General features: G+C 66.1%; 20 protein-coding genes. 10 read left to right on the plus strand and 10 right to left on the minus strand.

The features are described 5' to 3' along the window. Positions 1–246: 246 nt before the first annotated feature. The 3 genes from GGR90_RS07685 to GGR90_RS07695 all read right to left on the minus strand — a co-directional run bounded on the left by GGR90_RS07685 (position 247) and on the right by GGR90_RS07695 (position 6,681). The gene (locus GGR90_RS07685; protein ID WP_342449913.1) at positions 247–1,710 is read right to left on the minus strand and encodes an MATE family efflux transporter; all 1,464 of its coding nucleotides are present in this window, start codon (positions 1,708–1,710) and stop codon (positions 247–249) included. Further along, complete coding sequence (locus GGR90_RS07690; protein WP_167921508.1) at positions 1,707–4,460, minus strand: valine--tRNA ligase; 2,754 nt, start codon at positions 4,458–4,460, stop codon at positions 1,707–1,709. The genes GGR90_RS07685 and GGR90_RS07690 overlap by 4 nt, the downstream gene beginning before the upstream one ends. A 154-nt stretch (positions 4,461–4,614) precedes the next feature. After that, the gene (locus GGR90_RS07695; protein ID WP_167920877.1) at positions 4,615–6,681 is read right to left on the minus strand and encodes a S9 family peptidase; all 2,067 of its coding nucleotides are present in this window, start codon (positions 6,679–6,681) and stop codon (positions 4,615–4,617) included. A gap of 132 nt (positions 6,682–6,813) precedes the next feature. Here GGR90_RS07695 and GGR90_RS07700 point away from each other — a divergent pair, with 132 nt between their 5' ends. Beyond that, on the plus strand, positions 6,814–7,605 hold the full coding sequence (locus GGR90_RS07700; RefSeq protein ID WP_245198528.1) for an HPP family protein: 792 nt from the start codon (positions 6,814–6,816) through the stop codon (positions 7,603–7,605). Between the two features lie 130 nt (positions 7,606–7,735). On the opposite strand, the gene GGR90_RS07705 is transcribed toward GGR90_RS07700, so the two are convergent. Together GGR90_RS07705 and ypfJ are read right to left on the minus strand one after the other, a co-directional pair. Next, entirely contained in the window at positions 7,736–9,022 is a 1,287-nt protein-coding gene (locus GGR90_RS07705) for an amidohydrolase family protein (RefSeq protein WP_167920878.1), read from the minus strand. Continuing rightward, complete coding sequence (gene ypfJ / locus GGR90_RS07710) at positions 8,995–9,900, minus strand: KPN_02809 family neutral zinc metallopeptidase (protein WP_167920879.1); 906 nt, start codon at positions 9,898–9,900, stop codon at positions 8,995–8,997. The genes GGR90_RS07705 and ypfJ overlap by 28 nt, the downstream gene beginning before the upstream one ends. A 150-nt stretch (positions 9,901–10,050) precedes the next feature. On the opposite strand from ypfJ, the gene GGR90_RS07715 reads away from it, so the two are divergent. The 5 genes from GGR90_RS07715 (at position 10,051) to GGR90_RS07735 (ending at position 15,032) form a co-directional block, all read left to right on the plus strand. Beyond that, on the plus strand, positions 10,051–11,208 hold the full coding sequence (locus GGR90_RS07715) for a patatin-like phospholipase family protein (RefSeq protein WP_167920880.1): 1,158 nt from the start codon (positions 10,051–10,053) through the stop codon (positions 11,206–11,208). A gap of 29 nt (positions 11,209–11,237) precedes the next feature. Further along, complete coding sequence (locus GGR90_RS07720) at positions 11,238–12,023, plus strand: 3-hydroxybutyrate dehydrogenase (protein ID WP_167920881.1); 786 nt, start codon at positions 11,238–11,240, stop codon at positions 12,021–12,023. Between the two features lie 100 nt (positions 12,024–12,123). Continuing rightward, positions 12,124–12,744 (plus strand): DUF4893 domain-containing protein, encoded by a 621-nt coding sequence (locus GGR90_RS07725; RefSeq protein WP_245198529.1) that lies wholly within the window; start codon positions 12,124–12,126, stop codon positions 12,742–12,744. Between the two features lie 43 nt (positions 12,745–12,787). Further along, entirely contained in the window at positions 12,788–14,113 is a 1,326-nt protein-coding gene (locus GGR90_RS07730) for an amidohydrolase (protein ID WP_209023649.1), read from the plus strand. Positions 14,114–14,207: 94 nt separating this feature from the next. Beyond that, complete coding sequence (locus tag GGR90_RS07735) at positions 14,208–15,032, plus strand: helix-turn-helix domain-containing protein (RefSeq protein WP_245198532.1); 825 nt, start codon at positions 14,208–14,210, stop codon at positions 15,030–15,032. 458 nt (positions 15,033–15,490) lie between these two features. On the opposite strand, the gene GGR90_RS07740 is transcribed toward GGR90_RS07735, so the two are convergent. Continuing rightward, a complete protein-coding gene (locus GGR90_RS07740; RefSeq protein WP_167920884.1) occupies positions 15,491–16,264 on the minus strand; it encodes a crotonase/enoyl-CoA hydratase family protein in 774 nt (257 codons plus the stop codon). Between the two features lie 241 nt (positions 16,265–16,505). On the opposite strand from GGR90_RS07740, the gene GGR90_RS07745 reads away from it, so the two are divergent. Continuing rightward, entirely contained in the window at positions 16,506–16,700 is a 195-nt protein-coding gene (locus tag GGR90_RS07745; protein WP_167920885.1) for a DUF465 domain-containing protein, read from the plus strand. A gap of 69 nt (positions 16,701–16,769) precedes the next feature. Continuing rightward, positions 16,770–17,756: a TerC family protein gene (locus GGR90_RS07750; protein ID WP_167920886.1), complete on the plus strand. Its 987-nt coding sequence runs from the start codon at positions 16,770–16,772 to the stop codon at positions 17,754–17,756. Between the two features lie 144 nt (positions 17,757–17,900). Here the strand turns inward: GGR90_RS07750 and GGR90_RS07755 are convergent, their stop codons facing one another. After that, a complete protein-coding gene (locus GGR90_RS07755; RefSeq protein ID WP_167921511.1) occupies positions 17,901–19,493 on the minus strand; it encodes an isocitrate lyase in 1,593 nt (530 codons plus the stop codon). Between the two features lie 137 nt (positions 19,494–19,630). On the opposite strand from GGR90_RS07755, the gene GGR90_RS07760 reads away from it, so the two are divergent. Continuing rightward, a complete protein-coding gene (locus GGR90_RS07760) occupies positions 19,631–21,019 on the plus strand; it encodes a helix-turn-helix domain-containing protein (RefSeq protein WP_167920887.1) in 1,389 nt (462 codons plus the stop codon). Positions 21,020–21,028: 9 nt separating this feature from the next. Here the strand turns inward: GGR90_RS07760 and GGR90_RS07765 are convergent, their stop codons facing one another. Next, positions 21,029–22,597: an MFS transporter gene (locus GGR90_RS07765; protein ID WP_167920888.1), complete on the minus strand. Its 1,569-nt coding sequence runs from the start codon at positions 22,595–22,597 to the stop codon at positions 21,029–21,031. 502 nt (positions 22,598–23,099) lie between these two features. Here GGR90_RS07765 and GGR90_RS07770 point away from each other — a divergent pair. Further along, positions 23,100–24,140 carry a L,D-transpeptidase family protein gene (locus tag GGR90_RS07770; protein ID WP_425337879.1) on the plus strand — a complete coding sequence of 347 codons (1,041 nt, stop codon included), beginning with the start codon at positions 23,100–23,102 and terminating at the stop codon, positions 24,138–24,140. Between the two features lie 82 nt (positions 24,141–24,222). On the opposite strand, the gene GGR90_RS07775 is transcribed toward GGR90_RS07770, so the two are convergent. Further along, on the minus strand, positions 24,223–26,049 hold the full coding sequence (locus GGR90_RS07775) for a DUF885 domain-containing protein (RefSeq protein ID WP_167920890.1): 1,827 nt from the start codon (positions 26,047–26,049) through the stop codon (positions 24,223–24,225). A gap of 303 nt (positions 26,050–26,352) precedes the next feature. Beyond that, positions 26,353–26,700 carry a GntR family transcriptional regulator gene (locus GGR90_RS07780; RefSeq protein ID WP_167920891.1) on the minus strand — a complete coding sequence of 116 codons (348 nt, stop codon included), beginning with the start codon at positions 26,698–26,700 and terminating at the stop codon, positions 26,353–26,355. Positions 26,701–26,749 lie beyond the last annotated feature (49 nt).

The raw sequence follows: 26,749 nt of genomic DNA on the forward strand, positions 1-26,749 counted from the left end.
GGGCGCCGGGCCGCCAGTCGAAGCTGCGCGCGCCTTGGTCGAAAGGGGCCGGCGTAAAGCGTTGAGCTCGAATTTGAGCTACCTATCCCGTTCGTGTCGAGCGAAGTCGAGACACCCGTCGGAACGGCGCGAGATCGAGGGGCATCTCGACTTCGGCGCGGGCCGAAGTTTATCCTGAGCGCCTGCCAAGGCAGTCGAAGGGCTCGATGCGAACGGATTCAGGGTGGCGCGGATTGACGGCGCGGTTCAGGTCGCCGGTTGCGGCAGCGTGCGGCGCCAGCCCCCGCGCCGGTAGATCGCCCACGCCATCGCGAGCGAGGCGAGCGACGACAAGGGAAAGCTCCACCACAGGATGTCGCTGCCGACCGTTGGATAGCCGAAATAATAGATGCCGAGGCGGATCGGGAACATCGACAGGAAGAGGATGACGAGCGGCGGCACGACCGAGCCGTTGGCGCGCAGCGTGCTGATCAGCACGATCGTCGTGCCGAAGGGCAGGAAGGTCCAGGTCGCGATCAGCTGAATATTGCGCGCGACGTCGATCGCGGGGCTTTCGCTGCCGAGGAAGAGCGCGAGCGCGGCGCGGTCGAAGATCAGGAGGAGGACGATCAGCACCCCGGTCATCGCGAGGTTGATTGCGATGCCGCTGTTCGTCACCGAGGCGACGCGGTCCCAGCGGTTCGCGCCGATATTCTGCGCCGCCATCGAGCTGACCGCCGCGCCGACCGCGAGCGCGGGCATCTGGATATAGTTCCAGAGCTGAAGCGTCGCGCCATAGGCGGCGGCGGTGACGAGCCCCTCGCGATTGACGAGGCCGACCATCACGAGCCCGGCGCCCGAGATGACGAGCATCTGCGCGCCCATCGGCAGCCCGCGGCCGATGATGAAGCGCAGTTCGGACCATTTGGGGTAGAGATAGGCGAGTTCGTGGCCGCGGAGGCGGAGGACGTGGTTCTTCGCGTAGAACCAGCCGATCATGCCCGCGAGGCTGATCGTGCCGGCGGCGGCGGTCGCGAGCGCGCTGCCCGCGATGCCGAGGCGCGGGAAGGGGCCGAGGCCGAGGATCAGCACGGGGTTGAAGATAATGTCGAGCACGACCGCGAGGATCATGAAGCGGAGCGGCGTCACCGCGTCGCCGGCGCCGCGCGACGCCATCATCAGCGTCACGCTGAGCATCGAGGCGGGGACGGCGAGGAAGGTGACGCGGAGGTAATCATGCGCGAGTGCGAAAGCCTCGGGCGGGGTTTCGAGCCAGCCGAGGATGCGATCCGACGCGAACCAGCCGACGATCGCGATGACGACCGAGAAGATCAACGCAAGGCCGATGACGCCGCCGGTCGCGCGGCGCGCGGCGTCGATATCGCCGCGGCCCATCGACTGGCCGATGAGCACCGTCGCCGCCATGCCGAAGCCGAAAAAGGCGCCGAACATCAGGAACATGATGATGTTGGCGTTGGCGGTCGCGGCGAGGGCGCTGTTGCCAAGGAATTGCCCGACCCAGATCGCGTTCACCGAGCCCGACAATGTCTGGAGAATGTTCGACGCGAGCGTCGGCAGCGCGAAGAGGATCAGCGTTTTGGTGATCGGACCCTGGGTGAGATCCATCCGCCCGCCGCCGCGCGCGGTCTGGCGCGGCGGGACCGGGCTCGCGGCGGGGTCGGCGGCCGCCGCGACGGGCGTCGGCGTGACGGGAGCTTCGCCGCCCGTCACCCCAGGCGGGCCAGTGCGGCGGTCAGGCGGTCGGCTTCGGCCTCCTTGGCGGCGTGGTCGGCGCGCGCCTTTTCGACCGCTTCGGGCTTGGCGCGCTCGACGAACGACGGGTTGTTCAGGCGGCCGGCGAGGCCATCGCGTTCCTTTGCCGCGGCGGCGAGCGCCTTGGTCAGGCGGTCGCGTTCGGCGGCGATGTCGATCACGCCTTCGAGCGGCACGGTGATCGTCTCGCCCTCGACGACGAGCTGCGCCGACGCGCCCGCGGGGGCGGGGTCGAAGCTGACGTTTTCGAGACGCGCGAGGCGGTCGAGCTGCGCGGCGAGCTTGTCGGTGCGGGGCTTCAGCGACGCCGGGAAATGCGCGGTCAGGCGCGCGCCGGGCGGCAAGCCGAGTTCGGCCTTGGCGGTGCGCAGCTCGCTGACGAGCTTGATCAGCCAGTCGATGTCGGCGCTGGCGTCGGCGTCGCGCGCCGCGTTTGGCGCGGGCCATTTGGCGGTGATCAGCGGATAATCGGCGCGGTCGCCGAGCCCTGTCCAAAGTTCTTCGGTGATGAAGGGCATGAAGGGGTGGAGCATGACGAGGATCTGGTCGAGCACCCAGCCGGCAACGGCCTTGGTCTCATCGTCGATCGCGCCCTTGATCAGCTCCAGATACCAGTCGCAAAAACGGTCCCACGCGAAGCTGTAGATCGCGTTCGCGGCCTCGTCGAAGCGATAGGCGGCGAAGGCGGTTTCCATCGCGGCGACGGTCGCGGCGACCTCGCCGATGATCCAGCGGTTGACGGGGAGCGTCGCGGGCGGCGCTTCGAAGCTGGTCGAGGCCGAAATGCCATTGGCTTCGCAGAAGCGCGCGGCGTTCCAAAGCTTGGTCGCGAAGTTGCGATAGCCCGCGAGGCGCGCGTCATCCATCTTGATGTCGCGGCCCTGGCTTTCCATCGCCGCCATGAAAAAGCGCAGCGCATCAGCGCCATATTGGTCGATCAGCCCGAGCGGGTCGACGACATTGCCCTTCGACTTCGACATCTTCGCGCCGTCGGGCGCGCGGACGAGGCCGTGGAGGTAGAGCGTCTTCCACGGCACGTCGCCCATGAACTCCATCCCCTGCATCGCCATGCGCGCATCCCAGAAGAAGAGAATGTCGAAGCCGGAGATGAGGACGTCGTTGGGGTAATGGCGTTTGACGAGGTCGCTGTCCTCGGGCCAGCCGAGCGTCGCGAAAGGCCAGAGGGCGGAGGAGAACCAGGTGTCGAGGACGTCCTCGTCGCGGGTGAGGGCGACGCCGGCGCCGGCCTGACCTTGCGCTTCTTCCTCGGTCTCGGCGACGAAGATGCGGCCGTCGTCGGCGTACCAGGCCGGAATGCGGTGACCCCACCAGAGCTGGCGCGAGACGCACCAGGGCTGGATATTCTCCATCCAGTTGAAGAAGGTCTTTTCCCACGTTTTGGGGACGATGTTGATGCGGCCGTCGCGCACTGCGGCCATCGGCGGCTGCGCGAGCGTCTTGGCGTCGACATACCATTGGTCGGTGAGCATCGGTTCGATCACTACGCCGCCGCGGTCGCCGAACGGCTGCATGATCAGCTTGTCCTCGACCTTCACCATCAGCCCTTCGGCGTCGATGTCGGCGATGACGCGGTTCCGCGCTTCGTAGCGGTCAAGCCCGCGATATTCCTCGGGAACGAGGTTGAGCGCGTCGATTTCGGCCGGGGTTGCGGTCGCGCCCTTCGCGATCTCCACCGCGCGCGCGGCGGCCTCGGCATAGGGCGCGCCATCGGCGCGCATCGCCGCGACCTCGTCCATCAGGCGGTACATCGGGATGCCGCCCCGCTGCGCGACGCCATAGTCATTCTCGTCGTGCGCGCCGGTGATCTTGACCGCGCCCGACCCGAAGTCGGGATCGGGATATTCGTCGGTGATGATCGGGATCAGGCGGCGATGTTCCTTCGGACCGACAGGAATCTCGCAGTATTTTCCAACGATCGGCCGATAGCGCTCGTCATCCGGGTGCACCGCGACCGCGCCGTCGCCGAGCATCGTTTCGGGGCGCGTGGTAGCGATCGCGATATAGTCGCGCTCTTCCTGCAGCACGACGTTGCCGTCGGCGCCGCGTTCGACATAGGTGTAGGTTTCGCCGCCCGCGAGCGGATATTTGAAATGCCACATATGGCCCGGCACTTCGCGCGATTCGACCTCGAGGTCCGAGATTGCAGTCTTGAGCTTCGGATCCCAGTTCACGAGGCGCTTGTCGCGGTAGATCAGGCCCTTTTTGTGGAGATCGACGAAGACCTTCACGACGGCCTCGGTGAAATGCGGGTCCATCGTGAACTGCTCGCGGCTCCAGTCCATCGAGCAGCCGAGGCGGCGGAGCTGGCCGGTGATCTGGCCGCCGCTTTCCGCTTTCCATTCCCAGACCTTGTCGACGAACTCGTCGCGCGTGAAATCGGTGCGCTTCTGCTGGCGCTCGTTCAATTGACGTTCGACCACCATCTGCGTCGCGATTCCGGCATGGTCCATGCCGACGACCCACAGCGCGTCCTTGCCGCGCAGGCGTTCGTAGCGGACGAGCACGTCCTGCAGCGTGTTGTCGAGCGCATGGCCGATGTGGAGCGCGCCGGTGACGTTCGGCGGCGGGTTGACGATCGTGAAGGGGGTCGCGTCGGGGCGCGACGGGCGAAACAGCCCGCGGCTTTCCCATATATGGGCCCATTTCGCCTCGATAGCGGCGGGATCGAAGGTTTTTTCCATCGGCATAATGCGCCGCGCTTTGCCAGCCATGATGCGGCGCGGCAAGGGGGTGTTCATTCTTTCCCGATCGTCATGCCGGGCTTGACCCGGCACCCGCCTGTTTCTTCAAGAAGGCGGGCCCCGGATCAAGTCCGGGGTGACGAGGAAAGGTGACGTCGGCTTACTTTTTCAGATGCTCGCCCAGCCAACTGAACACCGTCTGGTGCCACTGGACGCTGTTCGCCCCCTTGAGCACCCAGTGATTTTCGTCGGGGAAGACGAGCAATTGCGACGGAACATTTCGGCGCTGGAGCGCGGTGAAGGCGGCGAGGCCCTGGGTGTAGGGGATGCGGAAATCCTTTTCGCCGGTGATCACCAGCATCGGGGTCTTCCACTTGTCGACATGGTTCACCGGGTTCCACTTTTCGGGGTCGGTGCGTTCCCACCACGGGCCGCCATGATCCCATTCGTCGAACCACAATTCCTCGGTCTCGAACGCCATCGCGCGGAGGTCGAACACACCGTCGTGCTGGACGAGGCATTTGAAGCCGTCGGTCCACTGGCCCGCGATCCAGTTCATCATATAGCCGCCATAGGAGGCGCCGAGCGCGCAGGCGTTATTGATGTCGAGCTGCGCATCCTGCTGCCCCGCCGCGGCGAGACCGAGCTTCAGATCCTCGAGCGGCTTGCCGCCCCAATCCTTGTTGATGCTGTCGGTGAAGGCCTGGCCGTAACCGGTCGAGCCGTGGAAATCGACGGTGACGACGCCATAGCCCTGCTGCGCGAAGAGGCGCGGGTTCCAGCGCGTCGACCAGCTGTTGCCGAAGCTGCCTTGCGGGCCGCCATGGACGATGAAGGCGACCGGCAGCTTCTGCACCGGGCTGACGGGTTTCAGGATCATGCCCCAAACCTTGTCGCCGTTCGCACCCGCGAACTGGATGCGCTCGAGCTCGACGGGGTCGAATTCGGCGAGGGTCGCGGCGTTGACGTCGGTGAGCTGGCCGACCTTGCCCCTGGCATCGCGCACGAAGAGGTCGGTCGGCGCGAGCGCGCTGTTGCGCGAATAGAGGAGCGCGCCGCCGGGGAGCGGGGTGACATCGCCGATATTGCCCGCATATTCATCGGGCGACGCCTTCAATTTCTCGACCTTGCCCGTCGCGGCGTCGACGCGGAATAGCGGATGTTCGAGCGTGTCCTGCGCGGTGACGTAAAGCGACTTGCCGTCGGGCGCCCAGGCGATCGAACCGACCGAGCGATCCCATGCGTCGGTGAGCTTCTTGGTCTCGCCGCTTTCGAGGTTGCGCAGCATCAGCACGAGCCGGTCGGCCTCGTATCCCGGGCGCGCCATCGCGACATAAGCGAGCCATTTGCCGTCGGGCGAGGGGGTCGGCAACGTGTCGGTCGCCTGATTGTCCTGCGTCAGATTGACCGGCATCATCCGGCTGTCGACGAGCCAGCTGTAGATATCGAGGTTGGTCGACATCGGTTCGCCCCGATCGGCCTTGCGCAAAGTGAAGAAGATGGTGCGGCTGTCGGCGCCCCACGCGAGTTCCTCGCCGCCGCCAAAGGGTTTGGAGGGGGTGTCGCCGATCAGGCCGGCGTCGGCCGGGCGCGCGGCGGTCGCCTTGCCGCCTTCGAGGTTGAAGACGAAGGGGCGGCTGTAGGTGCCGGGGGTTTCCCAATGATCCCAGTGGCGAACGAAGCCCGCGCCATCCTTGTAGAGACGGCCGGTGCCGGGGCCGGGGAGCGCGCCCTTATCCTTCGCTTCGCAGCCGAAATCGGTGCATTCTTTGGCGATGTCGCCCCAGGCGAGCAGCTTGGCCGCGTCGGGCGAGATTTTGAAGCCCGCGACGTCGGCCTGCGTGTCGGTGACCTGCGTCGCGGCGCCGCCCGCCTTCGGGTCGATCCGCCAGACCTGATCCTTGCCCGAGGCGTTCGAGAGGAAATAGAGGAAGCCGTCCTTGTCGAACGCGGGCGAGGTTTCGTTCTTTCCGGCGGTGTCGGCGACCGGGGTCGGCTTTGCGCCCTTCGCGTTGCGGTCGACGAGCCAGAGGCCAGTCGATCTTTTGTAGGTCCCCGTCTCGGTCTCGGTCATCTGAAAGGCGACCCAGCGGCCGTCGGACGATGCCGCCGGCGCGGCGACGCGGTTCAGCGTCGCGAGGTCGACCTCGGTCATCGGACGGGCCATGGCGGGGGCGGAAAGGGCGGCGGTGAGCGCGATCGCGCTGGTGAGGAGCATGTTTCGCATGGCGGGGGGTTTAACGCCGCGACGAGCCGGTTCAAGGCCCGAGTGCTAATCCAGCTTCGCCTTTTCAAATCAAAGCTGTCTGGATCGCGATGCCTTTCTGGTTCATCGGCGCGGCCCGAAGAGGAGAATCGCTTGTTTCGCGCGCTGTCGACCACCACCCACCGCCTGTTCGTGCCGCTGCTGGCGGGCGCGAGCCTGCGCGACCGCGCGATCGGCAGCGTCGGCGCGCTGATCGGGGTCGCGGTCGTCGGCGTCCTGTGCGTGCTGTTCTTTCCCGCGGCGACGCCGTGGATCGTCGCGCCGGTCGGCGCGTCGGCGGTGCTGCTGTTCGCGGTTCCGGCGAGCCCGCTCGCGCAGCCTTGGTCGATCGTGGGCGGCAACGTCCTGTCGGCGGCGTTCGGGGTAATCGTTATGGGAATGGTGCCGGAGCCGGCGCCGGCGGCCGCGCTGGCGGTCGGCGGCGCGATCCTGATCATGTCGCTGCTGCGCTGTCTGCATCCGCCGGGCGGGGCCGCAGCGCTGAGCGCGGTGATCGGCGGGCACACGCTGCAATCGGGACACGCCGCGCACCTGCTGCTGCCGATGCTCGTCAATTCGCTGCTCCTCGTCGCGGCGGGCTGGGCCTTTCACCGTTTTTCGGGGCACAGCTATCCGCACCGCGCCGCGCCGGTCGAAGGCAAGCCGGCGGTCGCAAGCGCGGCGACGGGGGTGCTGATGGATGACATCGACGCGGCGCTCGACGATCTGGGCGAGACGTTCGACATCGGCCGCGAGGATCTGGCGCTGCTGCTGGCGCGGGCGGAGATCCATGCGGCGTCGCGGATGGGGCGGGCGCAGATTGCGGCGGCTGGCAGGAAGTTGCGTGGGAAGAAGGCTGAGCGTGAGGTTGTGGCTTCCTCGCCCGGCTTGGGCGACGTGCCTTAAATCTGCGCCCTTACATCCGTTCGTGTCGAGCGAAGTCGAGACACCCATCGACCTTGCGCGACAACGATAGGTGTCTCGACTTCGCTCGACACGAACGGGTTTGGGTGGGTCAGATCAAAGATCCCATTCCTCAGCGCACCAGCACGCCGCCCTTCATCACATGGTCGATCTTTTCGAGCACGCCGATGTCGGCGAGCGGGTCGGCTTTGACCGCGACGAAGTCGGCATAGCGGCCGGGGACGATCGCGCCGATGTCGCCGCGCCCCATTTCCTCGGCGGCGCGGCCGGTCGCCGACTGGATCGCCTGCATCGGGGTCATGCCATATTTGACCATATTGCGGAACTGGCGCGCGTTGAGCCCGTGCGGATAGACGCCGGCGTCGGTCGCATAGCCGATGTTGACGCCGAGCTCGACCGCGCGGCGGAAGGCGGCGCGCTGCGCGTCGGTCGTCTCGCGATTCTTGCGCAGATATTCCTCGGGCCAGCCCTCCTTCGTGCCGACCTCGTCGATATAGGTGCCGTTGTAGATATCCATCGCGAGCCAGGTGCCGTGCTTTTTCGCAAGCTGTAGCGTCGCCTCGTCGGCGAGGCTCGCATGTTCGATGCTGTCGACTCCGGCGTTGATCGCGTTCTGAATGCCGATCGCGCCGTGCGCGTGCGCGGTGACCCTTTTGCCGCGTGCATGCGCGACCTCCACGATCGCGCGGAGCTGTTCGACCGTCAGTTCGGGGGCGCCGGGTTCGGTGCCGATCGCGAGCACCGCGCCGGTCGCGATCGCCTTGATGAAATCGGCGCCGTGGTCGAGCAGATAGGCGGTCTTCTCCGCCGCTTCTTCGGGCGTCGCGGCGACGCCGAGGCGCATGTCTGGGGGCAATTGCTCGTTCGGGACGACGCCGTTGAGTTCGCCGCCGCCCTTCGGGATGGTGAGATAGGCGCCCGCGACCCACATGCGCGGGCCGGGCACGTCGCCGCGGTCGATCGCGTTGCGGAGCGCCACGTCGGTGAGGCCGCGATAGGTGCCGACGTCGCGCACGCTGGTGAAGCCCGCTTCGAGCGTGACGCGCGCGTTGCGGGCGCCGACGAGCGCGGTTTCGGCGGGCGACGCCTTCATCGGTGCGGCGAGGTCGGCGCTCTGGCCGAGGTCGGCGAGGTGGGTGTGGAGGTCGATCAGGCCGGGGAGGACGGTGAAGCCCGACCAGTCGATGCGCGTCGCGCTTTCGGGCGGCGCGCCGCATGGGCCGACCGCCTTGATGCGCTCGGCCTCGACGGTGATGCACTGGCCGGTGCGGACGTCGTTCGACACGCCGTCGATCAGCCGCCCCGCCGCGATATAGAGGGTTTCGGCCGACGCGGGCGATGCCGCCAACAGGGAAGCCGCGAGCGCGGCGCTCAGATGGCGGTATCGAAGGCGTTGCACTGGCGCGGATCCCCCGATTGCAGGCCGCGGCGCAGCCAGCTCATGCGCTGTTCGCTCGTCCCGTGGGTGAAGCTTTCGGGGACGGGGCGCTGGCCCGCCGAGCGCATCAGCGTGTCGTCGCCGATCGCGTTGGCGGCGCGCATCGCTTCTTCCATATCGCCGGGCTCCATCACCGGCTGGCCCGCGCTGTTGCGCGCGCGCGACGCCCAGACGCCGGCGTAGCAATCGGCCTGCAGCTCCATGCGGACCTGCAACTGATTGCCCTCGGCCTGCGAGCTTTGCCCCTGGGCTTGACGGACCTGATTCGAGATGCCGCTGATCGTCTGGATATGATGCCCGACCTCGTGCGCGACGACATAGGCCTGCGCGGCGTCGCCGGCGGCGCCAAAACGCTGTTCGAGTTCGCGGAAGAAGGCGGTGTCGAGATAGATGCCTTGGTCGGCGGGGCAATAGAAGGGGCCCATCGCCGCTTGCGCCGCGCCGCAGCCCGACCGGTTCTGGTCGGTGAAGAAGTTGAGCGTGGGCTTCTGGTAGCCGTTGATCAGCTCGCCCCACACCTGATGCGTCGAACCGAAGACGTTGCACGCGAAACGTTCGCCTTCGGTATCGCAAGCGACGTTCGCGCCGCTGCGGCTGTCGGCCAACGGGTCGCTGGTGCCGCCACCCATGCTGAGCATATTGGCGCCGGGGCCGAGCAGGAAAAAGGCGGCCACACCGAGGATCAGGATCGTCCCGCAACCCATCTTGCGTCCGAGCAGCATCGGCAGGAAACCGATCAGCAGCCCGCCGAGACCACCGCCCCCGCCGCCGCCGAAACCGCCGCCGCCCCGGCCCAGATCGCGAATATCGTCTCCGGGATCATAATCGTCGAGGCGCATCGGGCTTCTCCACCATCAAGGTCGTTCCGGCGCGAGTGTTACAGCAGCGCCGGGCAATTGGAAGGGGGTTCGCAGCCGACAAGCCATTGCAATGGCGCGTGCTGCGGTGCAACATGGGTCTCGCTCCAAGCCAGAGGATACCCCAAGTCCATGCCCCGCCGAGCCATCCGTGCCGCTTTGCCGCTTCCCGACCTCGTCGTTCTCGTCCTGCAAGGCGGCGGCGCGCTCGGGGCGTTTCAGGCGGGCGTATATGAGGCGCTGATCGACCTCGGCATCGAACTCGACTGGGTCGCGGGGATTTCGATCGGCGCGGTGAACGCGGCGATCATCGCGGGCAACGAGCGCGATCAGGCGGTGGGCAAGATGCGCGAGTTTTGGGAAGGCGTGTCGTCGGCGCTGCCCTCGCTGCCGACCCCCGACAGTGACTGGGCGCGCGAATGGTCGCATATGGCGGCGGCGGGGCAGGTGATGGCGTTCGGCGTGCCGGGCTTTTTCACCCCGCGCTTTCCGCCGCCGGCGCTTGCCGAGCGGCAAACGCCCGAGGCGGTGAGCTTCTATGACACCGCGCCGCTCGCGGCGACGCTCGATCGGCTGGTCGACTGGGAGCGGGTGAACAAGGGCAAGGTGCGGCTGTCGGTCGGCGCGGTGGCGGTCGAGACCGGCAATTTTCGCTATTTCGACACGATTTGCGACACGATCGACGCGCGGCATATTCTCGCGTCGGGGGCGCTGCCGCCGGGGCTGCCGCCGGTCGAGATCGACGGTCACTGGTATTGGGACGGCGGGCTCGTGTCGAACACCCCGCTCGAACATGTCGTCGCGGCGGCGGATGACGATATGCTGGTGTTTCAGGTCGACCTGTTTCCCGCGCGCGGGGAGCGGCCGCACGACCTCGAACAAGCCTGGTCGCGCGAGAAGGACATCCGATATTCGAGCCGCACGCGGCGGATTTCGGACGGGCTGGTGCGGCGGCGCAAGGAGCATCGGCTGATCGACCGGATGCTCGCGAAGCTGCCCGACGAATTCGCCGGCCTTGCCGAAGTGAAGGCGGTGCGGCGGATGGTCGAGAGCAAGGCGCTCAACGTCGTCCAACTGATCCACGAGCCGCCCGCGTGGCAGACCGGAGCGCGCGATTTCGAATTTTCGCGTTCGACGATGGAGGTCAACTGGGCGCTCGGCCGCGCCGCGGTCGAGGCGGCGATGAAGGACGGCCATCTGCTCGCCGAAAGCATCGCCGAGGGCCGGTCCGACAGCTTCGCCGTGCAATCGGGCGGGCTGAAGCCGAAACCCGGCACGGACGTCGGTTGAGAATCTCCCCCCAACGAAAGGACCCCCAAATGCGCCTCAAAGGAAAGACCGCCCTCGTCACCGGATCGACCTCGGGCATCGGGCTCGGCATCGCCAAGGCCTTCGCCGCTGACGGCGCCGACATCATCATCAACGGCTTCGGCGACGCCGATGCGGTCGAGGCCGAGCGCAAGGGGCTGGAGGCGATCAGCGGGGGCCGGGCCGGCCATGACGGCGCCGACCTGACCAAGCCCGACGAGATCGCGGCGATGTTCGCGCGCGCCGACAAGGATTTCGGCGGCGTCGACATCCTCGTCAACAATGCCGGGATGCAGTTCGTATCGCCGGTCGAGGATTTCCCGGTCGAGAAGTGGGACATGATCATCGCGCTCAACCTGACCGCGGCGTTCCACACGATCCGCCACGCCGTGCCGGGGATGCGCAAGAGGAAATGGGGGCGGATCATCGGCACCGCATCGGCGCACTCGCTCGTCGCCTCGCCGTTCAAATCGGCCTATGTCACCGCGAAGCACGGGCTCGCGGGGCTGACCAAGACGGTCGCGCTCGAGGTCGCCGACGCCGGGATCACGGTCAATTGCATCAGCCCGGGCTATGTCTGGACGCCGCTCGTCGAGAACCAGATCCCCGACACGATGAAGGCGCGCGGCATGACGCGCGAGCAGGTGATCAACGACGTGCTGCTCGCTGGGCAGCCGACGAAGCAGTTCGTCACCGTCGAGCAGGTCGCGGCGCTCGCGAGCTTCCTGACGCGCGACGAGGCGGCGAACATCACGGGCGCGAACCTCAGCGTCGATGGCGGCTGGACGGCGGCCTGACCCGCTGCGCTCTTGAGCAATCTCCTTTGCGCTCCTAAGGTTAACCAAGGGGTCGGGGGAGAGAAAGAGAATCATGGGTCGCTCCATTTGGGTTTTAACCTTGGCGCTCGGCATCGGCCTCAGCGCCTGCCGCACCGTGCCATCCGTTCCGCCGTCGGCGGCCGACGCGCCGCCGCCCGAGGCGACAGGCGGCTGGCGCGCGACCGCGACCGATGCCGACAAGCAGCGGATCCGCGGCTGGTATAAGAACTGGCAGGCGGCGCTCGCCGATGCGCGGGCCAAGGGCTTCGGCGCCGACATCGACCGTGAGGGCGTGCTGCTCCAGCCGACGGCGGCGTTGCCCAATCCGCATTTGCCGGCGGGCGAATATCGCTGCCGGACGATCAAGGTCGGCGCGCAGGGACGCGGCGCTCTCGGCTATATCGCCTATGGCTGGTTCCGCTGCCGCGTCGCCGACGAGCAGGGCTTGTCGAGCCTGACCAAGCTGTCGGGGTCGCAGCGCCCCGTCGGCCTGATCTTTCCCGACAATCTGAAGCGGCAGGTCTTCCTCGGCACGCTCGAACTCGGCGACGAGGAGATGGCGCTCAACTACGGCAGCGACCGGATGCGCGACATGGCCGGGCTGGTCGAACGGATCGGCGACAATCGCTGGCGGCTCGTGCTGCCCGCGCCAGCCTATGAATCGCTGCTCGACGTGATCGAACTGGTTCCGGCGGGTTGACGGAGCGCCTGAATAGAAAAACGGCCAAAACAGGGGAATGACGATGCGGATTTTGTGGACGGGCGCGGCGGCGCTGGCCTTGGCGGTATCGGGCGCGATGCCCGCGGCGGCGCAGGCGCTGCGCGGCGAGGTTGCAGAACAGATGCCGTCGCTGATGGCGATCTATAAGGATCTGCACGCGCACCCCGAACTCAGCTTCATGGAGGTGCGCTCGGCGGGCATCCTCGCCGCCGAAGCGCGCAAGCTGGGCTTCAAGGTCACCGAAAAGGTCGGCGGCACCGGTATCGTCGCGGTGATGGAGAACGGCCCCGGCCCGGTCGTGATGGTGCGCGCCGACATGGACGGGCTGCCGGTCACCGAGCAGACGGGGCTTCCCGGCGCGTCGAAAATACGCGTCACCACCAAGGAAGGCGTCGAAACCGGCGTGATGCACGCGTGCGGCCACGACACGCATATGACCGCCTGGATCGGCGTCGCGCGGCTGATGGCGGCGAACAAGAATGGATGGTCGGGCACGCTGGTGATGATCGGCCAGCCCGCCGAGGAGCGCGGCGCGGGCGCGCGGATGATGCTCGAGGACGGGCTCTATACGCGCTTCCCGAAACCCGAATATGTGCTGGCGTTCCATGATGCGGCGCAGTTTCCCGCAGGCAAGATCGGCTATACGCCGGGCTATGCGCTCGCCAATGTCGACAGCGTCGACATTTTGGTGAAGGGCGTCGGCGGCCACGGCGCCTATCCGCAGGCGACGAAGGACCCGATCGTGCTTGGAAGCCGCATCGTCGGCGCGCTCCAGACTTTGGTGTCGCGCGAGGTGAGCCCGCTCGACAGCGCGGTGGTGACGGTCGGCAGCTTTCATGCGGGGGCCAAGCACAATATCATTTCGGATGAGGCGCGACTGCAACTGACGGTACGCAGCTATACCGACGCGGTGCGCGACCATCTGCTCGACGGGATCGCGCGCATCGCGAAGGGCGAGGCGATCGCGGCCGGCATTCCCGAGGACCGGATGCCCGTGGTGACGGTGCAGCGCGACGAATATACGCCCGCGACCTTCAACACCCCCGAATTTACCGAGGAAATGGCGGCGTTCCTGAAAACGAGCTTTGGCGACGAGCGCGTCGTCAAGATGCCGCCGGTGATGGGCGGCGAGGATTTCGGCCGCTTCGGGCGCGAGGACAAGAGCATCAAGAGCCTGATCGTCTGGGTCGGCGGCGTCCCGCAGGCCGAATATGACGCGGCGAAGAAGGAAGGCCGGACCTTGCCGAGCCTCCACTCGCCCTTCTGGGCGCCCGACGCGCCGGCGGTGATCTCGACCGCGACCGAGGCGTTGACCGCGATGACGATGAAGCTGATGGGGAAGGGGTAGGGGGACGCTTCTTCCCACGCTCGATCTGGCCCTGCTGCCCTTTCCCAATTAAATTGGGATGGACCTGTTCGTGAGGCTGTGGTGAGCGAAAGACATGTCTGCCAATGAATCCGCTCCCGGCTTGTCCGCATGCCTCACCGACCGGGAAATGGAAATTCTGCGCCTGTTGGTCGCCGGGCATACCGTCAAGACGATCGCAGCGCGTTTAGGCCGTTCGGAAACCTCGATTAACGAGCGTTTGCGCTCCGCCCGCCGGAAAACGGGAGTCGGCAGCAGTCGCGAATTGGCGCGGCTGCTGGACCGCCAAAAAACTTGTGACGAAAATATCGATCTTTCGAGCCGCCGCTCCACCGTGAAAGATTTGGCGCACACCGCAGCCGTCGGGGTTCGCGGTTCGAAAGGAATGATCGCCATGCTCATTGCAATACCCCTGGCGGCCGCCGGATTGATGGTCGCCACCGCCCCTTCGGCCGATCAGGCCGGAACCGCCGACGCCGTCCACAGCGCGGCATCCCGGCAGCTGCCGCTGGCCGGAAGCTGGTCGCTGGACGCGTCGGCCATGCCCGAGAACGAACGGCCGCAAAGGGTGACGATGATCTTTCGCGCATCGCAAGACGGCAAATGGACAACGCGGGTCGAAATCGTCGCGCCGGACGGCTCCAGCCGGCATGCGGAATCGACCGCCGCGCTTGATGGCGTCCCCGTACCGGTCACCGGCAACATGGATTTCATCGACACCGTCGCGCTGCGTCAGCCGGCGCCGGACACTTTGGTGATGACGCTGGGAAAGGCGGGCGCGCGGGTGTCGACGCGCGTTTACACCGTCGCCAAGGATCTGAAATCCATGACCGAAACGATCGTCTGGTCCAGCGACAAGCTTCAAAAACTGGAAACGACGCATTTTAATCGCGTTTCCTGATCGCTTACACCGGCATCGCGCGGGGCTTCGAAGAAATGCCGGACCTCACGCGTTCGCGGCCTGCAAAGTTGCAGACGCCGCGCGCGAAATGCCCCCCTCCCAACCTTCGGCACCTCGGGCTTGCCCCCGGGGGGCCGCCTTGTTCCTCTTCGCGGAAGTCGGTAGTGGATGAGCCCCGCTAGTGATGGAGCAGTTGAATGAGCCCCTTCCAGATCGTCGTGTATTTGCTGACGTTTGCACTGACGGCATGGGCAGCGGTTGCGATAATAAGGCGCTTGAGCAATTAGCCCCTCCGTCAGCGCTTCGCGCTGCCACCTCCCCATCGCTGCGCGACAGGGAGGATCTTTCTTTCATCGTCACCCCGGACTTGATCCGGGGTCCATGGACGCCAGCGACGGATGAATGGATCCCGGGTCAAGCCCGGGATGACGAGGGTTGGGAACGTCTGCTTTCTCCCCTTAGTCGTCAATCTGCTTTGACGGGGCAAAGCTGCCGCCGCGTCCCGCGCCGTCGGTAAAGCGTTTCGCGCCCGCCGCCGCGCCTTCGCGCAGGGGGACGACGCCGGCGTGGGCTTCGTGCGCGAGGGCTCCTTCGATTTCGAAATTCCATTGGCGGTAGGCGCTCAGCCGGTCGCTGTTCATGCAGATTTGCGGGAAGGCGGCGATCTGTTTCGCTAGCTCGATCGCGGCGGCGAGCGCGGTGCCGTCGGCGACGACGCGGTTGGCGAGGCCGATGCGGTGGGCTTCGTTGGCGGCAACGGGGCGGCCGGTCAGGATCATGTCAAGCGCGCGGCCCTGGCCGACGATACGCGGCAGGCGGACGGTGCCGCCGTCGATCAATGGCACGCCCCAGCGGCGGCAATAGACGCCGAAGACCGCGCTGGCGGCGGCGACGCGGAGGTCGCACCAGAGCGCGAGTTCGAGCCCGCCGGCGACGGCATGCCCCTCGACCGCGGCGATCACCGGCTTTTCGAGCAGCATCCGCGTCGGTCCCATCGGGCCGGGGCCGTCGGGATCGTAGCGGTTGGCGCCGACCGCGCCGAGGTCGAAGCCCGCGCAGAAATGGCCATCGCTGCCCGTCAGGATCGCGACCTTCGCGTCATCGTCGGCCGCGAAGGCGGCGAAGGCGTCGCGTAGCATGTCGGCGGTGGCGGGATCGACCGCGTTGCGCTTCGCCGGGCGGTCGATCGTGACGATCGTGACGGGGCCGTCCTTTGCGATTTCGACGCTCATCATGCTTGCTCCTTCATCGATATAGGGTGGCGCGGGGCGGGGGGACTTGCAAGCGGCGGGGCGGCTCCCTAGATAGAAGATATGCGGGCCGGGCCCCTCTGGCGTCGGCGGGAAATATCCCGCTACGTGATGTCGGACCGCATCGGGTGACACCGATGCTTGAGGCCCTTTCTCCCCCCTGTTTTGAGGGTTTCGGCATCGGCGTCACCTGCTTGATTTTTCAATCAGGAGGCCCTTTTCGATGATTTTCAATCCCAATTTCTATCGCCTGACGCTGCTCCATCGCCAGCTCGACGATGCCGAGCAGCGCGAGGCGCGTCGGCGCGGCGCCGACCCGTTCCGCCTGCTGCGGCTGAAGACGCTGAAGCTCGCGGTCAAGGAGCGGCTCGCGGCCCTTGTCCGGCGACCCGCCTTGCGTCCGGCGCTCGCGCGCTAATCGCGTAAAAGCAACGATCGCGCGCGCTGCCGAAAGGCGGCGCGCTCGGCATTTCCAGGGACTATCATCATGGAATTTCTGTTCGCCGACTGGCTGGGCACCCCGGCCTGGTTCTGGCTTTCCTTCCTTGCGCTCGTCGTCGCGCTCACGGCCTTCGATCTCGGGATCCTCAACAAGGAAAACAAGGAGATGGGGATCGGCGAGAGTCTGAAGCTCTCGGCGCTCTATATCGGTATCGCGATGGCGTTCGGCGCGTGGGTCTGGGCCGCGAAGGGCGGCGAGGCGGGGCTGCAATATTATACCGGCTTCTTTATCGAGAAGGCGCTGTCGATCGACAATATCTTCGTCATTTCGCTGATCTTCGCGACCTTCGCGATCCCGCCGCGCTATCAGTATCGCGCGCTTTTGTGGGGCATCCTCGCGGTGATCATACTGCGCGGGATGATGATCGCGGGCGGCGCGGCGCTGGTCACCGAATATGGCTGGGTGCTTTATATCTTCGCGGCGTTCCTCGTGTTCACGGGCGTGAAGATGCTGTTCGCGAGCGAAAAGCCGATGGACGTTGCGGGCAATCCGGTGGTGAAGTGGCTGTCGCGGCGGATGCCGATCACGAACGAGCTGCACGGCGAGAAATTCTTCGTGCGGGTGCCCGACAGCAAGACCGGCAAGATCGTGCTCGCCGCGACGCCGCTGTTCCTCGCGCTCGTCGTGATCAACCTCGCCGACCTCGTGTTCGCGGTCGACAGCGTGCCCGCGATCTTCGCGATCACCACCGATACGTTCATCGTCTACACGTCGAACATCATGGCGATCCTCGGCCTGCGCGCGCTCTATTTCGCGCTGTCGGCGATGGTGCACCGTTTCCATTACCTCAAATATGCGCTCGCGCTGGTGCTCGTCTTCATCGGGTCGAAGATCTTCGTCGCCGATTTCGTGCTGGGTGACGACAAGTTCCCGCCGCTCGTCAGCCTCGGCGTGACGGTCGCGCTGATCGCGGCCGGGGTGATCTGGTCGCTGGTCAAAACGCGCGGCGAGGAGGCGGCGCTGCGGCAATAAAAATGTCCGCCGGAGGCCTCGCGGCTTCCGACGGACAGGCTTTCCTCCCCAGGAAAGCTCGGGAGGCGCGGGGTGATTTGCAAGGCACTCCGCGCCGAGAAGGGTGACGCGGGGGCTGCAACATTTCCCCCGCGTCGAACTCGTTTAAGCGGCGAACTGGTTCATCGTATTGTCCTTGCCCGCGGCCTTGAGCGCCGCTTCGCCGGCGAAATATTCCTTATGATCGTCGCCGATGTCGCTGCCCGACATGTTCTGGTGTTTCACGCAGGCGATGCCCTGGCGGATCTCGGCGCGCTGGACGCCCTTGACGTAGCCGAGCATCGCTTCGTCGCCGAAATATTCCTTGGCGAGATTGTCGGTGCTGAGCGCCGCGGTGTGATAGGTCGGCAGCGTGATCAGGTGGTGGAAGATGCCCGCCCGCTTGGCCGAATCGCGCTGGAAGGTGCGGATACGGTTGTCGGCCTCGTCGCCGAGCGGCGTGCCGTCATAATCGACGCTCATCAGCTTCGCGCGGTCATAGGCGCTGACGTCCTTGCCGTCCTTCTCCCACGCGTCGAACACCTGCTGGCGGAAGTTCAGCGTCCAGTTGAAGCTCGGCGAGTTGTTATAAGCGAGCTTGGCATTGGGGACGACTTCGCGGATGCGGTCGACCATGGAGGCGATCTGTTCGATGTGCGGCTTTTCGGTCTCGATCCAGAGGAGATCGGCGCCGTTCTGCAGGCTGGCGATGCAGTCCATGACGCAGCGATCCTCGCCGGTTCCGGGGCGGAACTGATAGAGGTTCGAGGGCAGACGCTTCGGGCGCATGAGCTTGCCGTCGCGGTTGATGAGGACGTCGCCGGGGTTGCCCGCGCCCTCGACCTCTTCGCAATCGAGGAAGCTGTTATAGCGGTCGCCGAGGTCGCCCGCTTCTTTCGAGAAGGCGATCTGCTTGGTGAGGCCCGCGCCGAGGCTGTCGGTGCGCGTCACGATGATGCCGTCCTCGACGCCGAGTTCCATGAAGGCGTAGCGGCAGGCGCGGATCTTCGCGATGAAGTCCTCGTGCGGGACGGTGACCTTGCCGTCCTGGTGGCCGCACTGCTTTTCGTCGGAAACCTGATTTTCGATCTGGAGCGCGCAGGCGCCGGCCTCGATCATCTTCTTGGCGAGCAGATAGGTCGCCTCGGCATTGCCGAAGCCCGCGTCGATGTCGGCGATGATCGGCACGACGTGCGTTTCATGGTTGTCGATCGCGGCCTGAACCTGCTTGGCCTTGAGCTCGTCACCCTCGGCGCGCGCGGCGTCGAGGTCGCGGAACAGGCCGCCGAGTTCGCGCGCGTCGGCCTGGCGGAGGAAAGTGTAGATTTCCTCGATCAGCGCCGGAACGCTGGTCTTTTCGTGCATCGACTGGTCGGGCAGCGGACCGAATTCGCTGCGCAGCGCGGCGATCATCCAGCCCGAGAGATAGATATAGCGGCCCTTGACGGTGCCGAAATGCTTCTTGATCGAGATCATCTTCTGCTGCGCGATGAAGCCGTGCCAGCAGCCCAGCGACTGGGTGTAGTTGGCGGGATCGGCGTCATAGGCGGCCATGTCGGCGCGCATGATGCGCGCGGTGTAGCGGGCGACGTCGAGGCCGGTGCGAAACTTGTTCTGCGCACGCATGCGGGCGATGCTTTCGCCGCTGATGCCGTCCCAGGTGCCGTCGTAATCGCGGATGAGGCGGCCTGCTTGCGCCATGTCTTCCTGATAACCCATCGTCTTGTCCTCGTTCGAAGCTGATGGGTGGAAGTTGGCGAAACTGCCCCGGAAAGTGAAAAGCTTTGTCAATAATATTTGTGCAATATGGCGATATGGTGTAAATTAGCATGTAAAATAGTAAAGAAAGTTACAAAATGGCGGAGCGGCGGGTGTTTGCGGGGCCGGCGGTGCGGAAGGTCCGGCGCGAGGCCGGGATGACGCAGGCCGCCATGGCCGAGGCGTTGGCGATTTCGCCGAGCTATCTCAATTTGATCGAGCATGGGCAGCGGCCGCTGAGCGCAACCGTCATCGTTAGGCTCGCCGAGCGGTTCGGTTTCGACGCCGCGAAGCTGGGCGGCGAGGATGTGCCGGGCGGGCTCGCGGGTCTGCGGCGGCGGCTCGCCGATCCGCGCTTCGCCGATCTGGGGATCGGGACGCAGGAGGTCGAGGAATGGCTTCAGACGGCGCCGGCGACCGCGGCGGCGTTCGCGCGACTGTTCGATGCGGCGCCAGAGGGGCGTTCGGAAGGCGAGGGCGATGCGCCCGAAGTTGCCGCCGTGCGCCGCGCGATCGAGAAATGGCGCAATCATTTTCCCGACCTCGACGCGCGCGCCGAAGAATTGGCCGACGAGCTTCGGCTCGCGGGGGGCGATCTATATGGGACGATTTCGGAGCGTTTGCGCACGCGGCACCAGCTCGGGATCCGCATCCTGCCCGCCGACGTGATGCCCGACCGGCTGCGCTGGCTCGACTGGCACGCGCGGCAATTGATGCTCAACGAGCTGCTGCGCCCCGCGTCGCGCACCTTTCAGGCGGCGGCGACGCTGGCGCAGATCGAGGCGAAGGCCGAGATCGACGCGCTCGTCGCGGGCGCCGAATTTGCCGAGACGGCGGCGGCGCGGCTGTTCGAGCGGCATTTGATCCAGTATTTCGCCGCGGCGCTGATGATGCCTTATGGGCGTTTCCTGCGCGCGTGCGACGCGACGGGATATGATCTGCTGCTGCTCCAGCGGCGCTTCGGCGCGGGTTATGAGCAGGTCGCGCACCGGTTGACGACGCTGCAACGCGTCGGCGCGCGCGGGCTGCCCTTTTTCATGCTGCGCATCGACCGCGCGGGACAGGGGAGCAAACGCTATGCCGGGGCGAGCCAGTCGCCGCTCGTCGATGGCGACGCGCGCTGCCCGCTGTGGGGCGTCCACGAGGCCTTCGCGCGGCCCGGCGAGGTGATCGCCGACCTGGTCGAACTGGAAGACGGGTCGCGCTGGTTCACGCAAAGCCGCTCGGTCGCGGCGCCGGGCGCGACGGGCAGCGGGACGCCCGCGCGCTTTGCCGTGTGCATCGGCGTCGATGCCAAGGTCGCCGCGCCGCTGATCGCCGCGCGCGGGATCGACCTGATGCGATCGCCCGCGGTGCCGATCGGGCTCGGCTGCCGGCGCTGCACCCGCACCGGCTGCGTCCAGCGGTCGATGCCACCCTTGGGACGCCCCTTGCGCTTCCGTGAGGGCGAGCGCGGCGTGAGCGCGTTCGATTTCGCGGGGGATTAGCGCGCGATTCTAAAGCCCCGATTTGTCGAACACATGCCCGTCGGGATCGAGGTCGCGCAGATCGCTGCCGCGCGTCTCGCGGCCGAAGCGGGCGACGAGCAGCAGCGACAGCAGCGTCGGCACCGCGATCATCATCGCGCTGACCGCCAAAGTCGGGATGATCGCCATGATCGCGAGCGCCTGCGCGAAAACGCCGCCCAATTTGCTGCACGCCGCGACGACGCCGGTGGCGCGGCCGCGGATGCGTAGCGGAAAGCTTTCGGCGCAATAGGGGAGCAGCATCGCGATGATGCCGTTGCTGCCGACGATCAGCAGCGCGACGGGCAGCACCGGGCTGGCCCCCTCGGCGAGCGCGAGCCACAGCACCCCGGCCAGGCCGAGCAAGGTGACGGCGATCGAGAGCAGCACCGACTTTTTCGCGCTCCATGCGCTATATAGCCATGCGACGACGAAGACGGTGGGCAGCGCGATCAACGCCGATGCGGCGAGCAGCCGGCTCGCCACCTCCATGCTGTAGCCGCGCGCGATCAGTTCGATGGGGAGCCACAGCAAGAGGCCGAAATTGACGAGACCCCAGCAGATGGCGGTGAGGCTGAGCGCGAGCAATTTGCCGCCGAAGGGGCGCGGTTTCGGCGCCGATGCTGTGCGGCGGGGCACTGCGGGCTCGTCGGGCGCGATCTGGTGGACCGCCGAGCCGAAGCGCGCCATCACGCGGCGCGCCTCGTCATGCCGTCCGCGCGCCATCAGGAACTTCGCCGATTCGGGGATGAAGCTCCCCAGCATCACGAGAATCAGGCCGCTCGGCAGATTGGCGAGCCACAGCGCGCGCCAGCTGAAGATGGGTTCGAGCCAGACCGCGAGCAGGCTGGCGGCGGCATAGCCGCCGACGGCGCCGAGCCCGCCGACGAGGACGAGGCTCCACCCCCGGTGGCGGCTCGGCATCATTTCGGCGAGCAGCGCATAGGTCACGGGCAGCATCCCGCCGGCGGCGGCGCCCATCAGGAAGCACATGCCGATATTCCACGCGAGCGAGGGCATCGCGCCGCAGATCGAGGTGCCGACGAACATCACCGCCGACAGCAGGATCGACGCCTTGCGGCCATAGATATCGGCGACGACGCCCCAGAGGAACGAGCCGACGACCGTGCCGACGAGCGCCACGAACGGAACCAGCGAGACGGTTTCGCGCGGCACTCCATATTCGTCGATCATGCCGGGGATGGTGAAGCCGAGGCTGGCGGGCTTCATAATATCGATCACCAACGCGACGACGAGCACCCCCATCAACCGCCAATGCGCGGCCGACAGCGGCGCGTCCTCGGGCGCGCTGACCGCGAGCTGGCTCGATGTCTCGATTTGCCGCGACAGGCCCTTGGGGAGCAGGCCATAGGCGGCGAGACCGATCCCGGCGACGATCATCCACATCCCCGCGATCATCGCGCCGTCCATCGGCATCCCGGCCATGCGAAAGCCCATGTCGCGGCCCATCCAGAACATCGGGAGGTGGAGGAGCACGCCGATCGTCACCGCGACGACGCCGAGGAGGAACGCCCAAAGACGGCGGTCCGCCAGCGTCATATTTCCGTTTGAACCCAATGTATCGTCCCCCTTGGGGGCTTCATTTCACAGCGTCGAAGTCGCGGCAATCGGGATTCGCAGCGCGCGCCGGAAGAAAGCCGCGTGCCTTTACGCCCTTGCGCAAAAGGTGAATGTCTCACGCAAAGGCGCAAAGAAGGTAAAGCCGGAAGTTTATCCTGAGCGCCCGCACGGCAGTCGAAGGGCTCGACACGAACGGGACAGGGGGCATCCCCCCAATTAAGCGGGAGGGGGGATTTGATCACAATGGCCCATTGCTTCGTCGAGAAGTCTGGAAATATCGACATATTCCTGCGTCTGCTCTCCTCGCACTGAGCCATTTTGATTCAAACCTCGACTGCGCTGTAATTGAGTACCGACCTAAACACTCGCTGCTCCATGGCCGCCCGGCTCCGCCCCCGCATCCTTTCGCGCACCGGATCGTTAACCTTGCTCGGACTGCGAGGACAAGCATTTGAAACCTATCTTCATTCTACCTTGCCTGTTGCTGGTTGCGGGCTGCAATGCGGCCCTGGACAGGGAGGGCTCCGAAAAAGCACCGGCGGCCGAGGTCGCCGCCGATTCCGACACGCTCCGCTTCGAGGACGCTAAAACCGACGCGGCGCCCTTTGCCGCGCCGCCGACGCTTCGTGCGCAGGTTCTGCTCGACCATCTCGGCTTCTCGCCCGGTGTGATCGACGGGAGGGAAGGGCAGTCCTATGTCGCTGCGCTGCGCGGCTTTCAGAACGCGCGCGGCATCGAGGAAAGCGGCAAGCTCGACGCGGCCACCGAAGAGGCATTGCTGCAAGGACGCGATATTCCCGCGACGCGGATGGTCGTCATCCCCGCGGGCTTTGCGAAAGGCCCGTTCGTTCCGGCCTTTCCGAAAGACGCTGCCGATCAGGCCAAATTGCCCGCGCTCGGCTATCGCAATCTGACCGAAGCGCTCGCCGAGCGTTTCCATACGACGCCCGAAACGCTCGTCGCGCTCAACAGCCCATCGACGCTGGTCGGCGCGGGGCGTCCATTTCGCGTTCCCAACATCCCCGACGTCGATGTCCCGAAGACGGGCGACGATCCGCGCGGCTGGAATGGCACGCTCGAACGGCTGGGCGTCGCGCCGGAGCAGCTTGCCGCCGCGAAGGTCGTCGTCGACAAATCGGAGGGCGTGCTGAAAGTCTATGACGACGCCGACCGGCTGGTCGCGCAATTCCCCGCGACGATGGGCAGCCAGCACGACCCGCTGCCGATCGGGACGTGGAAGATAAAGGGCGTCAGCCGCAATCCCGACTTCCACTATAATCCCAAATTGTTCTGGGACGTGAGCAACGACAAGGACGCGGTGATGCTGAAACCCGGGCCGAACAGCCCGGTCGGCGTCGCGTGGATCGATCTCAGCAAGCCGCATTACGGTATTCACGGAACGAGCGAGCCGCACACGATCGGACGGGCGGAAAGCCATGGCTGCGTCCGGCTGACCAATTGGGACGCCGCTCGCGTCGCGCAGATGGTCAAACCCGGAACGCCGGCGATCTTCCAGAATTAGGGTTCTGACTCTGGCGTTCTGATCGAGACCACCGCGAGAAGCCCTCCGCCTGTTCGCGCAGGCGAAGGGCTTTGTCGTGAGGTCAGGCCTTTTGTGCCGCCGCCCAGCGGTCGATCACGCCCGCGAGCACCTCGATCGGCATCGCGCCCGCCGACAAGGCGGTGTCGTGGAAATCGCGCAGGTCGAATTTGTCGCCGAGCGCGGCCTTCGCCTTTTCGCGGATCGCGACCCAGCGCGTCTGGCCGACCATATAGCTCGTCGCCTGTCCCGGCCACACGCAGTAACGCTCGATCTCGGTGACGTTCGACCCTTCGGGGGTGCCGAGCGAGTCGTTATAATAGGCGATCGCCTTCTCGCGGCTCCAGCGATAATGGTGGAGGCCGGTGTCGACGACGAGGCGCGCGGCGCGGAACATATAGGATTGCAGATAGCCGAGCTGGCCCCACGGGTCGTTTTCATAGACCCCCATCTCGTCGGCGAGCTGCTCGGCATAAAGGCCCCAGCCCTCGGTATAGACCGAATAGGCGGGGAGGCGGCGGAGGCGCGGGATGCCGGTCGCTTCCTGGGCGAGCGCGATCTGGTGGTGATGGCCAGGGGTCGCTTCGTGATAGGTCAGCGTCGGCAGCGTCCACGACGGATTTTCGGCGGTATCGCGCAGGTTGATATAATAAGCGCCGGGGCGCGAGCCGTCGAGCGCGGGGATCTGATAATAGCCGCCGGGGGCGCCCGCCTCGATCTCGGGCGGCACGCGGCGAATGTCGCATTTGGCTTTGGGCAGGCGGCCGAAGGCTTCGGGCAGGCGGCGCTGCATTTCCTGGATCTGCTCGTTCAATTTGGCGATGAGGTCGGCCTTGCCCTTGTCGGTGTTCGGATAAAGGAAGCGCGGATCCTTGCCGAGTTCGCGCATCCGCTCCGCGACGCTGCCCTTGGTCATGCCCTGCGCCTTGAAGATCGAATCGGCGCGCGCCGTCAGTGCGGCCATGCGGTCGAGCCCGAGCTTGTGAACCTCCTCCGCCGACATGCCCGTCGTCGTCGCGAAGCGCAGCGCATAGGCGTAATATTCGTCGCCCTTGGGCAGGCGCCAGACGCCGGCGTCGTGCGTCGCGCGCGGGCGCACGGCGGAGAGTTCGGCCGCTTGGCGGCGCATCGCGGGATAGATTTTGCCCTCGACGATCGCGGCGCAACGCTTCGCCCAGTCCCCGGGAATGTCGGCGGTTTTGGTCTTGAGGTTGGTGGTCAGGATATTGGCGTCGGGCGCGGGTTTCCAGATATTGTCGAACAGCGCGAGCGTGCGGTCGACGACGAAATCGGGCGGGATGATCCCCGCGGCGTGATCGGCCTTGATGCGGCCGGTTTCATTGTCGAGCTGAACCGCGAAATCATTGCAGCGCGATAGATAGGCTTCGGCATCGGCGGCGTTCGCGATGCTGTGCTGATTGACGAGGAAGTCGGGGATCGAGCGATAGGTGCCGCTGAGTTGCGTGACGGGATGCGGTTCGGGCCAGCTGTGAAGGCCGTAATCGAACGTGTCGAACGCCTTGACATAATGTTCCCACGGATCGCGGAAGGTTTCGTAATTGACGAGGTCCATGCCCGAGAGTTTCGCGGGGTCGATCGTCTTCAGTTCCTTAAGGCCGGTTCGGTAAAGATCATGGCCGCGCTCGATTCCCGCGGGCGAGCGGTCGGCGAGCTTCGCCTTCGACGCGGCGCGGTCGCCCTTGTCGAGCCCGAGCGCGGTCGCGAACTCGGGGTCCTGATCGACGAGCATGTCGTAGATGCGCTCGTAGATCGCGGTCAGCCGCGCGCCTTCGCTGCCGGGCGCGGCCGGCGCCGCGCTGGCGGGCGCGCGCAACGCGGCGAGCAGCGAGGAAGCGGCCGTGGCGGCCAGCAGAGTGCGACGTTCGAGCATGTTCGTTTCTCCGGACGATGGAATGTGGCGCGCGTCCTGGCCGACGTGCTATGGGTGTATTGTTACAGCAAGGCACCATATGTGCAAGAGGCGGATGCGATTATCCGGACGCGGCGATTTCGTTCCCGGCAAATGGCGGCGGGACAGCGCGGGTTGCGGGCGGAAAACGACATTCCCTTTATCGTCATCCCGGCGAAGGCCGGGATCTCACCCTAACGGAATGAAGCACCGGCGAGATCCCGGCCTTCGCCGGGATGACGGAAGTGGGAACGGCAGCGTTCCACCCCGAAGCCGAGCGATGCGTCAGGCCTCGGTCAAATCCAGCAACGTCCGCGCGTCGAGGCCGATGCGGCGCATCTGCTGCGCGACGGGGGGCCAGACATTGGCAAGGAAATCGGCGCGCATCAGGTCGCGCAGCCGCTCGGTCGCGCCTTGGGCGACGAACATGCCGACCCCGCGCTTGACCGTGACCAGCCCTTCGTCCTGGAAGGTCTGATACGCCTTGGCGACCGTCAGCGGATTCGCGCCTTCTTCCGCGGCGAGCGAGCGCACCGAGGGAAGCATGTCGCCGTCGCGGAATTGACCGTCGAGGATCGCGTTGGCGATGACGTCGCGCAGACGCTGGTACACGGGCTTGGACTGATCGAGCATGCCGCCTTAATGCCATAAGACAGCAGCACAGTCAAATTCGGCTAATTAC

This window comes from Sphingopyxis italica (assembly GCF_011926545.1).
In the GTDB taxonomy this organism is placed as follows: Bacteria; Pseudomonadota; Alphaproteobacteria; order Sphingomonadales; family Sphingomonadaceae; genus Sphingopyxis; species Sphingopyxis italica.

Bases quoted from the DNA above. Each gene is read 5' to 3' on its own strand.
- ypfJ (WP_167920879.1), bottom strand. From the start codon at position 9,900: ATGCGCCTCGACGATTATGATCCCGGAGACGATATTCGCGATCTGGGC.
- GGR90_RS07780 (WP_167920891.1), bottom strand. From the start codon at position 26,700: ATGCTCGATCAGTCCAAGCCCGTGTACCAGCGTCTGCGCGACGTCATC.
- GGR90_RS07695 (WP_167920877.1), bottom strand. From the start codon at position 6,681: ATGCGAAACATGCTCCTCACCAGCGCGATCGCGCTCACCGCCGCCCTT.
- GGR90_RS07720 (WP_167920881.1), top strand. From the start codon at position 11,238: ATGCGCCTCAAAGGAAAGACCGCCCTCGTCACCGGATCGACCTCGGGC.
- GGR90_RS07715 (WP_167920880.1), top strand. From the start codon at position 10,051: ATGCCCCGCCGAGCCATCCGTGCCGCTTTGCCGCTTCCCGACCTCGTC.
- GGR90_RS07755 (WP_167921511.1), bottom strand. From the start codon at position 19,493: ATGGGTTATCAGGAAGACATGGCGCAAGCAGGCCGCCTCATCCGCGAT.
- GGR90_RS07745 (WP_167920885.1), top strand. From the start codon at position 16,506: ATGATTTTCAATCCCAATTTCTATCGCCTGACGCTGCTCCATCGCCAG.
- GGR90_RS07730 (WP_209023649.1), top strand. From the start codon at position 12,788: ATGCGGATTTTGTGGACGGGCGCGGCGGCGCTGGCCTTGGCGGTATCG.
- GGR90_RS07760 (WP_167920887.1), top strand. From the start codon at position 19,631: ATGGCGGAGCGGCGGGTGTTTGCGGGGCCGGCGGTGCGGAAGGTCCGG.
- GGR90_RS07740 (WP_167920884.1), bottom strand. From the start codon at position 16,264: ATGAGCGTCGAAATCGCAAAGGACGGCCCCGTCACGATCGTCACGATC.
- GGR90_RS07750 (WP_167920886.1), top strand. From the start codon at position 16,770: ATGGAATTTCTGTTCGCCGACTGGCTGGGCACCCCGGCCTGGTTCTGG.
- GGR90_RS07775 (WP_167920890.1), bottom strand. From the start codon at position 26,049: ATGCTCGAACGTCGCACTCTGCTGGCCGCCACGGCCGCTTCCTCGCTG.
- GGR90_RS07690 (WP_167921508.1), bottom strand. From the start codon at position 4,460: ATGCCGATGGAAAAAACCTTCGATCCCGCCGCTATCGAGGCGAAATGG.
- GGR90_RS07765 (WP_167920888.1), bottom strand. From the start codon at position 22,597: ATGACGCTGGCGGACCGCCGTCTTTGGGCGTTCCTCCTCGGCGTCGTC.
- GGR90_RS07735 (WP_245198532.1), top strand. From the start codon at position 14,208: ATGTCTGCCAATGAATCCGCTCCCGGCTTGTCCGCATGCCTCACCGAC.